Consider the following 12200-nt stretch of genomic DNA (forward strand, 5'->3'; position numbering starts at 1 on the left):
GCCGAGCGGCACGCCATTACGGAGATAGAGGGGGACGGCGTCGAGGCCCTAGGGCAGAAACGCGAACACTTGCGGGCGGGACGGGAGAAGACTGCCCGGCTGAGGTTGGTGGGGGACCTGATCGCGGGGGCGGCTCTCGCTACCTGCGCTTCGGGTCGGGTTCCTTGGTACGACCCACAGAGCGGCGAGAGGGTCCGCGATTTGTTCCCGTCGGCTGCGCGCTGGGCGCGGCAGGTCGTGGGGGAGGCAAGAACCAAAGACTCGGTGGTGACTGCGGAGGCCCGGGAACAAGCGCGTGAGTGGCTGACGAGTGAGCTGCCGGACGGGAGCCTAGGACGTGTGCCTTTGCACTGGCCCCTGGAGTTTCCGGAGGTGTTTGTGGAGCAGGGGGGGTTCGATGCGGTTGTAGGGAATCCGCCCTTTTTGGGCGGTAAGAAGCTTACCGGGGCGCTCGGAGACGCATATCGAGAGTACATGGTTGACCACCTTGCGAAAGGAAAGCGGGGAAGTGCCGACCTGGTCGCATATTTTGAACTACGTGTCCATCAACTGCTGAACAAGAGGGGTCAGGCGGGTGTGATCGCGACCAACACCCTGGCGCAGGGCGACTCGCGGGAGGTTGGACTGGATCAGATTGTTTCCGACGGTGTTAGCATCCGGCGCGCCATTAAGAGTTCCCCGTGGCCGTCTAGTTCGGCGGTTCTAGAATACTGTGCCGTATGGACCAGCAAGCGGGCACTGGGTAGTGCTGCTAAATGCGTGCTAGGGGGTTTGGTCGTATCCAACGGTATTTCGACGTCGCTCAATCCAGCCACGCGTGAAAAATCCTGGGTGGATCGTCTCGACCGAAATGCGAAGAAGGTGTTCCAAGGGTCTCTGGTTCTGGTTGTTGATGGGTTCAGCATCTCAGAGCAGGTGGCTCGGGAATGGATCGAGGAAGAGGAGAAATATCGGGAGGTCCTTTTCCCTCTGCTGAACGGTCAAGATCTGAACGGCAGTCCAGACCTTTCGGCGAGCCGCTGGGTGATTAACTTCCATGAGTGGCCGGAGGGGCGGGCAAAGGAATACCGTAACGCTTACGCGAAGCTGCTGGCAGAGGTGAAGCCGGAGTGCGAGAGCAAGGATCCAAAATCGTACGCTGGTCTTATGGATCGGTGGTGGCAGTACTGGCGCCCGCGAAGCGACATGATCCAAGCTTTGAATGGTCTGGATCGATGTATTGTGCTGGCATTGGTGAGTAAATCGGTCATGCCGGCCATGGTCTCGACCAAGCAGGTTTTCACGCATCTACTTGGTGTATTCGCTTCTGACGACTATGCCTTGCTTGCTTTCCTGAGTAGTGCTCCACATTATTGGTGGGCTATCGACCGCGCCTCAACCATGAAGGGTGATCTCCGATATACCCCCACAGATGTTTTTGAAACCCTCGTTCGCCCTCCGCTCACCGAGCGTCTCCGCGCTTCAGGTAAGCGTCTAGACGCATTCCGCGGTGAGTTGATGCAGCGTCGTGGTATCGGACTTACCGCTGTTTACAACCTCGCCCATGACCCCGCCTGTCAGGACGATGACATTGTCGAACTCCGCTGCATCCATGAGGAGATCGACAAGGCCGTAGTCGATGCATACGGCTGGCACGACCTGCTGGACGAGGCCGGTCAAACTTCGCCCGCTGATGCGACGCACGAGATGGTCCTGCTGGACCACGGCTTCCACGAGACCGATCAGGGCACCCGCTATACCATTGGCTTGCTCGCCCGCACGGAGATCATTGACCGGCTGCGCCAGCTGAACCACCAGGTGTACGCCGACGAGGTCTATCTCGGCTTGCACAAGAAGCCGAAGAAGTACCCTGACATGCCCCCGCCCTCCGAGGACGCCCGCCGCAAGAGGGCTGAACAGAAGTGGTCCGTGAACGTTGACTTCGACGATGGCGGTGTCTTCCAACCGGAAGACACCATCTTCTGAGACAGGCGACGGTCACCTCTATGCTCAGGCTGATTGACGGATGTGCTCTCAAAACCTTGGTGCTGCATATCGACTGGCTGGAGCGCATTACTGACTTCAGGCGTGGTTTCGGTGGGGCTGACGGCCCATGATCCCTGCGGTATGCCGGGTACATGAGGTACGCGCAAGGGGGTGGGCTGACCGACGTGCGGCGCGCCTTTCGCGGGAAATTTGCGGATGGAGGCGGCCGACCGTTCCCAACAGGGCGACGAGAACGCGCACATCGCGCATGACTTGCGCGTCAGCGTCCGATCGGTCCAGCGCTGGCGCAAGACCTGGTCACAGGGTGGGCCGAGAGCCCTGGCCTCAAAGGGGTCGGCATCGCTGCCGCTGCTCAGCGACGAACTCTTCGCCGTGCTCGAGCGGGAACTGCGCAATGGCCCGGTTGCGCACGGCTGGCCGGACCAGGCCTGGACTCTGTCGCGGATCAAGACCCTGATCGGGCGCCGGTTCCACAAGAGCTACACCGTCCAGGGTGTCGCCGCGCTTCTCAGACGGCATGGCTGGACCTGCCAGGTTCCCGCTCGCCGTGCCGTCGAGCGAGACGATGCGGCGGTGGCCGGCTGGGCGAAGGAGACCTGGCCGCAGGTGGAAGGATCGTGGCGGCGCTCGGCGCCTGGCTCGTCTTCGAGGACGAAGCCGGATTCTCTATGACGCCGCCGACCACCCGCACCTGGTCCCGCCGCGAACACACCCCCGTCGTCCGTGTCCGGGGCCGATCCCGCGCCGCTTCCCGTCGCCGCGCTGGTCTGCTACAAGCCCGGCGAACGCCCCGGCTGATCTACCGGCCCTGTCCCGACGCGCGTCCCGACGGGCGCAAGAACTTCTCGTGGAAGGACTACCGCGACCTGATCCAGACCGCTCACGACCAGCTCGGCGGCCCCATCGTGCTGGTCTGGGACAATCTCATCACCCACCTCACGGCAGGGATGTGTCGTTGCATCGCTGACCGTGACTGGCTCACGGCCTTTCAACTGCCGCCCTACGCACCCGATCTCAACCTCGTCGAAGGCATCTGGTCCGTACTACGGCGCACCGTCGTGGCCAGTCGGGCCTTCGCCGATCCCGACGACCTGATCACCGCTGTCCGTCGGGGACTATGCCAACTCCAGTACCGCCCCGACGTCCTCACCGGCACAGGCCTCCAGCGCGAGCCACCATGACGACATCACGCATTCAAGGTCAGTAGTGAGCAGAGTATGGAGTACCCTCCGCCGCAATGCGCCCGCGCTCACCCTTCCGTCCATACGCACCGCGAGGCGCTATGTCCCCATCTGGCGTCGTCTTCGACCACCGCCTTGTCCAGATCGCCGTCGTCGGTCACGCGACCTCTGACCACTCTGTCATCCTGCCGATGGACGCGCACGAGCTGGACCTCTGGCGTAAGGCGCGCAACCTGCCGAAGGAGGCAGCACCCACTGCCCCGTCGGTCACCGAGGTACCCGTTACGCCCACTCCGGTAGGGTCCTCGTGATCTTCCAAGGCTTCGATCAGCAAAACGGAACGACTCAGAGCTCAACTGGTCCGTATCGCGTGCCTCGAAGAGACCATTCCGCTGCTCGACCTGGAAGGCGGGCGCACCGTCCCGGACGACACACTTCGCCGCATGCTGACAACCATAGACCGCAAGGTGAGCCCAGACGTTCACCTGCTCTCGGTCCTTGCGACCGCACCCGAGGGCGGCCCCACCTTGTTCTTCCGCAAGATCCTCAAGGATCTCGGCCTCGCTGTACCACACACGGACCACGTGCTACTGATGGTTTGGCGCAGGGAACAGGAGCGGGTCCACGCGGCGTACGCGACCCCGCCGCGTCCCCTACCGCCCCGCCTTGTTCCGAGGGCGCAATGCAGTCAACGGACCGGACAGTCCCCGGCGGAGGAAAGGAAGGCTGCCCAGGCTTCCCGAGTGAGATCGACTTTCGGCCCCCGCTTGTTCTTCGAGTCCCGTACGACGATCGCGCAGACTGTTTCGGCGACCTCGATGCAGTCACCACCCTCCGGGCCGCTATGGCTGCTCTTCCGCCACATCAACTGGTCGGTGTCCGTGCCCCGCTCCATGTTCATTCCGCTCCTAGCAAGCGCTCGATGAAACGCGCCGACTCCATACCGTTGAGAGCCTGCGTCCGCAGCTTGCCATACCTCAGTCCGAATTGGCTCACCTTGTTCGGGTCAGTGATCACGACGCCCTCGCCATGTGACTCGAAGTAGGCCACCTGCTGGTGCGACGTGGTCTCCAACAAGACCATCGGTCCGTGGAGACCCGCATGGGCGCCGTGTGAGATGGGCAGGACCTGGATCTCGACGTTGCGCATTTCGCTGCGGTCCAAAAGACGTTGGAGCTGCGTTCGCAGGACATCGGCGCCGCCCACGGGGCAACGCAGCACCCCTTCGCCGATGACGAACGAGATCTCGATTGCGGGCGAGCGGGTCAGCCGCTTCTGCCGCTCAAGTCGCGCTTCCAAGCGCTGGTCAATGATCTCGTCGTCCATGGGCGGACAGTGGCAGCAGAGCAAGGCCCGCGCATACTCCGGCGTTTGCAGCAGCCCTGGCACCACCAACGGATCGTAAGTGAACCGACTCACCGCCTCCGCTTCGATCGACGCGAAGTCCTGGAAGAACTTAGGCAGTTTGGCCCTGTCGACGTCCTCCTGGAGTTCCGCGAGCACCTCGCCCGCTCCGAGGACCCGCTCGGCGGCCTCGGTGAACGCGGTCTTCGCCGGCCGACGCTCCTGCTCAATGGAGGCCACCTGCTCGCAGGAGTAGCCGACGGCGTCTGCCAGTTCCTGTTGGGTGAACCCGTTCTTGGTGCGGAAGAGCTTGACCAACTTGCCGTACCCGACCCAGATCGCCGGGTGGTCGTCGTCCCGTTCGCGTCGCCTTGTGCGGCTGTTGTTCGCCATGTGCGTCACATCCCCACGTTTCGCCGTGCCTTCGCGGACCAACGTGGCTCCCCGCCACCCGTCACGGACCGTGACCCGTACCAATCCGTACCCGACTCGTACAACGCCGCCGGGTACGACCGTCCGCCCTGGCCAGGGTATGTGCGTGACGGGACGGTTACGGTGTGAAGTCAGAGACTCGTGCCTCAGCGTGCACACCCCGACCTCAGCCACCGGCCCTGTCGTTCCGCGTGCAGCTCAGCTCGACCCGGCGAGGGGGCCGGCTCGCCCGGCTGCTCGCCGTGCAACAGCTCGTGGATTGGGGGATCCCCCGCGACGGTCGTACGGCATCCACCGTGGCGGCCGTAGTCGCGGAGTTCGCCGCCAACGCCGTCACACACGGCCGCACTCCCGGGCGGGACTTCGCCCTGCGCCTGACGCTGACGCCGGAGTCGGTACGCATCGAGGTCACCGACACCCGGCCGGACATGCTCCCGCCGACAACCGGGAGGCTGCCCGAACCGGCGGAATCGGCCGCGGAGTCGGGGCGCGGCCTGCTCCTCGTGGAAGCCCTCGCCGACCGCTGGGGCACAGGACCGCGGGACCCCCGCACCAAGACGCTGTGGGCCGAGGTCGACCGGGACCGCCCCGTCATGGCTGACGACATCGCCGTGAACTGCTCCGTCAACGAGAACGGGAACGGGAGGAGCAACGGCCGGACCCGACACCAGACTTGGCCACGCGCCCCCGCTTCCCCTTGGCGGCGGGTGGTCCTCGGCGTTCTCGCCCTCCGCGCGGCACGCGCCGGATATCGTTCCCGCATGACGTATGGGGGGAACGGGCGCACCGGCGTGTCACCTGATGTCACGCATGACGCCGTGGTCGTGGTGCCGGGGATCATGGGCAGCGCGCTGCGCGACACCACCACGGGGCGCTCGTTGTGGGGCCTGCGTGATCCTCGGTCTTGGGGCGCCTGGCTGCGGGACGACGGGATACGCCCGTTGCGCCTGGACGAGGACGAGCGAGCCGGTAAGTGCGGCCGGGTGGAAGCCACCGAGCTGCTGCGCTTCCCCGCCTGGGCGCCGTTCGTGAAGGGCTTCGAGCCCTACAGCGCCCTGCTCGCCGCCGTCGAGCGGACAGTCGAGGACCCGAAGGCCATACTCGAGTTCCCGTACGACTGGCGGCTGCCCGTCGCCGTCAGTGGGGAACTGCTGGCGGAAGCCGCTCACCGTCACCTGGCTCAGTGGCGCGCCAGCGACGAGCACGATCGGGCACGCCGTCGGCATCCGGACGGGCGCGAGGCCCGCCTGGTGTTCGTCGCCCATTCCATGGGCGGCCTGGTCACCCGGGCGGCCTTCGCGCACGCCGCTTTCCAAGGCAGTGACCTGGCCCCCGAGACCAGGGCCGTGGTCACCCTCGGCACTCCGTTTCTCGGCTCGGTCAAGGCGGCCGTCATCCTCAACGGCGACCGCTCCGGCCGGCTGCCCGCCCGGCTGCGGCGCCGGATGCAGGCCCTGTCGGCGACACTGCCCGGCGTACACGACCTGCTGCCGGACTACCGCTGCATCGACGCGGGTACGGACGTACACCGTCTGACTCCGGCCGACGTGGCGGCCCTGGGCGGCGACGCGGAACTCGCCCGTGATGCCCAGGTGTTCCAGCAACGCATGCGTGAACAGGGGCCCGTGCTCCCCGGACACCGCGCGGTCGTCGGTGTCGCGCAGCCGACGGCTCAGAGTCTGCGTCTCGACGGCGGGGTGGTGCACAAGCAGTACGTCGCGTTCGAGGGGAACGGAAACGGTGAACTGGCCCGCGACGGTGACCGTGTCCCCGTCCGCCGTGACCGGGCAGGAGACGGAACCGTCTACCGGGACGCGGCCCACCTCGCCTCGAACGAGCCCCAATGGCTGCCGTTGCAGCATGGCGGACTGGCCAAGGACAGCGTCGCCATCGAGTACGTGCGAGCCGTGCTCACCGAGTACGACCACGATCGCGGCCCCGCGCTGGGAGACGGCCACATCGGCCTGGACGTCCCTGATTACGCCGTGGCAGGCAGGCCTTGGCTGCTGCGGGTGCTTTCCCCGCCGGACTCGGGGCGGCCCGTGAACGCCAGGCCCCGGTGCACCGTTCACGACGCCGCAACCGACCGGCAGATCGCCAGGGCGGACCTCCGCCCCATCGACGGTGAGCTCGGCGCCCACGTCACCCTGCCCGCACCCGGTCTGTACCGGATCAAGGCCAAATCCGGAGGCAACGCACCCGTCACCCAACTCGTCCTGGCAATCGATCCCGAGGACGACTGAAACGCGGCCGATGATGACCGTTTCGGACAGTGGGAATGCCCCGGGGCCTCTGCAGTTCTTTCCCGTCGACATCGGTGTATACCTTCACCACGACCATCTGGAGACGGAGCCGGAGGTGGCGGCCATCGCCGCGCTGCTGGAGCCGTTCGGCGCTCGCCGCGACGCCTGGACGGTCCCGGCGGAAGAGCGAGGCGCCGACGCTGTCAGCCGGCGGCTTGAGGAGTGGTCGGCTTCCGACGTCACCGGTGACACCTTCCTGTACTGGGTCGGCCATGGGTGGAGCAACGGGGGCGCCACGACGCTGCTCGCCCACGCCCTCAGCCCCGCGGAGCTGATGCGGAACGGCATCGGGCCCGAGGAACTGCTGCAGTACCTCAAGGCACGGCAGTGTCAGGTCGGCGCCGGCTGGGCCATCGTGATCATCGACGCGTGCTCCTCCAGTGACTTCGTGGACCGGATGTACTCCGAGGCCCTGCGGGACAGGGAAGCGCGCAACTTCCTGCTCGTCGCGACAGCCGCCGAGGGCAGCACCGCCCTCGGCGCCTTCCGCAGGGTGCTGACCACCGCCCTGACCGGTACCTTCCGCACCGAGGACACGATCGACTTCTACGACCTCTCCAGGGAGCTCCAGCGGAACCTGAGCGGCTGTTCCATCCAGTTGCGTCTGGACGACGGTGGTGCCGCCCTGCACCGCGCCGTGCCCACCCTGGCGGGCCGCATGCAGGCCTCCCTCGACACCGTGACCGACATCGAGAAGGTCCTTGCCAACCTCACGGACGACGAGCGTCGCCACTTCGTCCCCAAGGCGAGTGGTGCCGAACTCGGCGAACAGAGTTGGTACTTCGAAGGGCGGGAGGATGAGCGCCGCCGGATCCTCTCGTGGCTCGACGGCGCGGACGAGGGCATGCTCGTCGTCACAGGGGCGGCGGGGTCGGGCAAGTCGGCACTGCTGGGCCATGTCGTGGTGCACTCCCGGCGCGAGCTCGCCGACATCCTTATGGCTCATCAGAATCTCGCGCCGCTGCCTCTGGGTAGCCTCCCTCCGTACGACGTCTTCGACTCGGTGCTTCATCTGACGGGGGCGACGCCCCGCACCCTGGTGCAGCGGATCGCCGAATCAGCCGGGCTCAGCACTCCCCCCGACACGGCGATCGGCGAACAGTGCGCCTGGCTGGTTCAGAGCTTTCGCACGGTCGGCAGGAGCATGGGCGGAGAGGTCCCCAGGGACGACGCCGAGGTTCGCTTCACGCTACTGGTGGACGCGCTCGACGAGGCACACCTGCCTCTGCTGATCGCGGAACGGATACTCAGCCCCCTGGCCGACCTGCCCGGAGTCCGCGTCATCGTCGGCACACGCCAGTCCACCAGCGAAGGTCCCGACCTGCCGCTACCCGAGGACGCCGACCTCATGGACGCACTGGGAGTGGACCGGAAAGGCAACCGGGAGACGCTGCACGTAACCCGCGACCCTGTGGCCATGCGCGAGTACATCCGCAAACGACTGTACGCGGCAAAGGCCCGGCTGGGCGTCGACCCCTCGCAGATCGACAGCACCGCGGAAGCTCTCAGCAGCGTCGACCGGGAGTTCCTCTACGGTCGCCTCGCCGTGCGCGAGGTCATCAGCAACCCTGAGCTGGCCGCCGACCCGACCCCCCTCCTCGCCTGCGACCACCGGCAGCTCTTCGCCCGAGCCGTCGAGCGACTGACCGCACAGGCCCCCTGCAACCGCCTCCTGCTCGAAGCGCTCGCCCTGGCGCAAGGGCGCGGCCTGCCCATCGCCGACGGAGTGTGGGCGGGCATCGCGACGGCCCTCGCCGACAACCCTGACGTCGCCGTCACCGATGACGACATCACGGAGCTGCTGCGCATGGCCGCGCCGTACCTCATGCTGGACACGGAATCCGGCCAGAGCGTGTACCGCCTGGCGCACCGGACGTTCGCCGAATACTTCACCCGGACACTTCCGCTCTCCACCCACGACGAACGGCACCGCCGTATCACCGAGTACCTGGCGAGCCCTTGGAGCGGCCCGGAGCCGGACCAACGGCCCAACGCCTACGTCGTGCACCACCTGCCCACCCACGCCGGCCTCGCCGGGCCGGACGGATGGCAGCTCCTGGCGGACCGCCCCCAACTCCTCGACCGGCTCAGCCCGTCGGCGATCGTGGCCAGCGTCATGCTCAGAGCCCTCGGGCGGTTCGAGCTGCCTCCGGCGGTGGCGGGAGTCCTGTTCGCCTGGGAGCAGCTCATCACCGCGGATCCCCGGGACCGGCGGGGACTGCGTGAGCTGGCGACCCTTCGTTGCACGCCGGAGACCATCGTTCCGCGTTTCGGCAGAAGGTCTGCCGACCCTGACGCGGCCTGGTCCGTGGCCTGGGGGCAACTGAAGCGCCACGCACCCCATTTGCGTCTCACCGGTCACACGGGCTCGGTGCAGGCCGTCGTGGCGTTCACGGACTCCTCACGGGTGCTGTTGGCTTCGGGCAGCGACGACGGGACGGTTCTCATCTGGGACCCGGCGAGAGGCGAAGCCGTGGGCGACCCGGTGGCGCTGCACGAGGGCGCCGTCCAGTCGATCACGGAGTTCGCGGGACCGGGTGGGCGGACGCTGCTGGCGACCGGGGGCGCGGACGGCAAGGTCCGCATATGGGACCCCGTCAGGGGAGAGACCGTAGGAGAGCCGCTGACCGGTCACGACGACTGGGTCCACTCGGTGGCGGCGTTCGAGGACGACGAGGAGCGAACACTGTTGGCCACAGGCGGCGGAGACGGGACCGTACGCGTCTGGGAACCGCTGACCGGCAAGGAACTGGCGGTTGGGGGCGGCCGGGAAGAGTACGTGACCGGGTGGGACCCGTACACCGACCGGGAGACCGAGGAACTCGTGGTCATCGGCCACGACGGCGACGTCTACTCGGTGGCGGTGTTCGGCGGTACAGACGGCGACGGAAGGCAACGGCTCCTGGCCACCGCCGGCAACGACGGGACGATTCGAATCTGGGACCCGACGACCGGGGAGGAAACAACCGATCCCCTGACCGGTCACGACGGAGCAGTCTTCTCTGTCGTGGCGTTCGAGGGGCGGGAAGGGCAGACGCTGCTGGCGTCGGGCGGTGAGGACGGGACAGTACGGATCTGGAACCCGGACACCTGCAGCCAGACTATGGCGCCTCTCACCGGCCACGAGGGGCCGGTCCTCGCGGTGGGAGCCCTCGTCGAGGAGACCGAGGCCGGTACACGGACCCTGCTCGTCACGGTCGGTGGCGACAACAACCTGCGACTGTGGGATCCGGTCGGCGGCGAGCGAGAGACAGCGCCTCTGAGGGGTCACGAGAACTGGGTGAGGGCCGTGTCGCCGGTGCCGCCCCTTTCCGGCGCACACGCACTGCTGGCCACCGGCGGCGACGACTGCACCCTACGGATCTGGGCGCCGTACGACAGCCGGTCGGCAGGTGTGCTCGTCGACGACGCCGTGACGACCACGCGGACACTGACGTCCTTCAGCGGCGAGGAGGAACAAACCCTGCTCGCCGCCGTGGACGCTACCGCGATGCTGCGCGTGTTCGACCCGGCCGAGGGTGAGCAGGTCGACAGATTCCAGATCGAACACGACGGTGACGTCCTCACGATGACCGCGATCCGAGTGGTCCAGGACGAGGAGGAGAAACTCGTCTTCGCCACCGGGGGTGAGGACGGCGTGGTGCGGTTGTGGGATCCGGAGACCGGTGAGGAGACCGGTGAAGTGGTGACGGATCACGTCGGCGGTATACGGGCGCTGTCGGCGTTCGTCGGGTTCGGCGGAAGGCCTTTCCTGGCCACCGGGGGTGAGGACGGCGTGGTGCGGTTGTGGGATCCGGATACCGGTGCGAGGACCGGTGAGGTGATGACGGATCATGCCGGTGGTATACGGGCTTTGTCCGCGTTCGTCGGACTCGGCGGTCAGCCCATCCTCGCCACGGCGGGGGCGGACGGGGTTGTACGACGGTGGAACCTGATGACGGGCCATGCCGTGGGGGAGCCGATCGCCCACCCCGGCCTCACCACCGTGGAGTCGTACCGGCTCCCGGGCCGCGAAGCCATGCTTGTCACGGGCGGCGACGACGGAACCGTCCGCCTCTGGAACTGCGAGACGGGAGCGGAGGCGCTGAGGATTCCCCTGGGCCTTCCTGTGCACGACCTGGCCGTCGTCGACGGTGATCTGGTCCTTGCTACAGAGGAAGGCCCGGTGCAGGTGAGCCTCGAAGCGCCATCCAACCTCATGGGCGAGTCCTGAATCGAGCTTCTGGCCCGATGTGCCTGGCCCGGCGGGTGGCAATATCGCCGCCGGCCGTCTCGAGACCACCCGCCTGGCGCCGATCCAGCTTCAGGGAAGATCGGGCGCGGTCGGCACGCCGAATGCGCACCGACTCCCTCAACGGCACGCACACTTGCACGCAGACGTACGGGTCTCGGAAAGGGATGTCACTGACGATCGGGATCCCTCCGCGCGCATGGTGTCCCCTGCTCGTCCCCTTCCCGCACCCTGCTCTGCAACTCATGCCAGGCCTGGACGACTTCAGTGATCTTTCCCAGTAGTTCGCGGAGCTGAGCCAGGACGAGGAGAGCGACGCCGAATCCTGCGAAGACGGTCAAGGTGATGCTGTCCCAATTCATCGACCCGTCCCCTCATCGGAAGCGTTTCCGTCTTCTGGGAGGACCCAGTCCAGCCAACCGCTCTCGGCACCCACCCTCACGAGTTCGTCGCGTGTCGAATCGTCGGTGTACACGGCGGGGCCCGATCGGAACCGAATCTGCATGCCACACGGTAGACCTTGCGAGTTCACCAGGTGGTACGTGCATTGCCGCGTGTACCGGCTGTCCGGCAGCGGCGGATCGTCACAGGTGCAGTGAGCTTCTTCGAGCTGGGCCCCGATCAGGTGACGCCCGCCAAGCGCAACGAGCGAGGCCCCTGGGCAGTTGATCGAGATGTCTGACGTCTCAACCACGCTGCTCAGGGGCCTCGTTGGTCATCTAT

The 12200-nt window shown here is 66.6% G+C and carries 7 protein-coding genes; 5 read left to right on the forward strand and 2 right to left on the reverse strand.

Going from position 1 to position 12200, the window contains the following annotated elements:
- The 3 genes from RIF68_RS12040 to RIF68_RS12050 all read left to right on the forward strand — a co-directional run.
- The coding region (locus tag RIF68_RS12040) for an Eco57I restriction-modification methylase domain-containing protein (protein ID WP_375165690.1) at window positions 1-1965 on the forward strand (1965 nt) is incomplete at its 5' end.
- 216 nt (window positions 1966-2181) lie between these two features.
- Window positions 2182-2658, forward strand: coding sequence for a winged helix-turn-helix domain-containing protein (locus RIF68_RS12045; RefSeq protein WP_309051192.1), 477 nt, complete (start codon window positions 2182-2184; stop codon window positions 2656-2658).
- The gene (locus RIF68_RS12050; RefSeq protein ID WP_309051193.1) at window positions 2604-3167 is read left to right on the forward strand and encodes a transposase; all 564 of its coding nucleotides are present in this window, start codon (window positions 2604-2606) and stop codon (window positions 3165-3167) included. The genes RIF68_RS12045 and RIF68_RS12050 overlap by 55 nt, the downstream gene beginning before the upstream one ends.
- A 688-nt stretch (window positions 3168-3855) precedes the next feature.
- On the opposite strand, the gene RIF68_RS12055 is transcribed toward RIF68_RS12050, so the two are convergent.
- A complete protein-coding gene (locus RIF68_RS12055) occupies window positions 3856-4068 on the reverse strand; it encodes a DUF397 domain-containing protein (protein ID WP_309051194.1) in 213 nt (70 codons plus the stop codon).
- Window positions 4065-4904, reverse strand: a complete 840-nt coding sequence (locus RIF68_RS12060) for a helix-turn-helix transcriptional regulator (protein WP_309051195.1) — start codon at window positions 4902-4904, stop codon at window positions 4065-4067. The genes RIF68_RS12055 and RIF68_RS12060 overlap by 4 nt, the downstream gene beginning before the upstream one ends.
- Before the next feature lie 335 nt (window positions 4905-5239).
- On the opposite strand from RIF68_RS12060, the gene RIF68_RS12065 reads away from it, so the two are divergent.
- Together RIF68_RS12065 and RIF68_RS12070 are read left to right on the forward strand one after the other, a co-directional pair.
- On the forward strand, window positions 5240-7186 hold the full coding sequence (locus RIF68_RS12065; RefSeq protein WP_309051196.1) for an ATP-binding protein: 1947 nt from the start codon (window positions 5240-5242) through the stop codon (window positions 7184-7186).
- 10 nt (window positions 7187-7196) lie between these two features.
- Complete coding sequence (locus RIF68_RS12070; protein WP_309051197.1) at window positions 7197-11459, forward strand: WD40 repeat domain-containing protein; 4263 nt, start codon at window positions 7197-7199, stop codon at window positions 11457-11459.
- Window positions 11460-12200 lie beyond the last annotated feature (741 nt).

Source organism: Streptomyces sp. (assembly GCF_031178505.1).
GTDB classification, from domain to species: Bacteria; Actinomycetota; Actinomycetes; order Streptomycetales; family Streptomycetaceae; genus Streptomyces; species Streptomyces gulbargensis.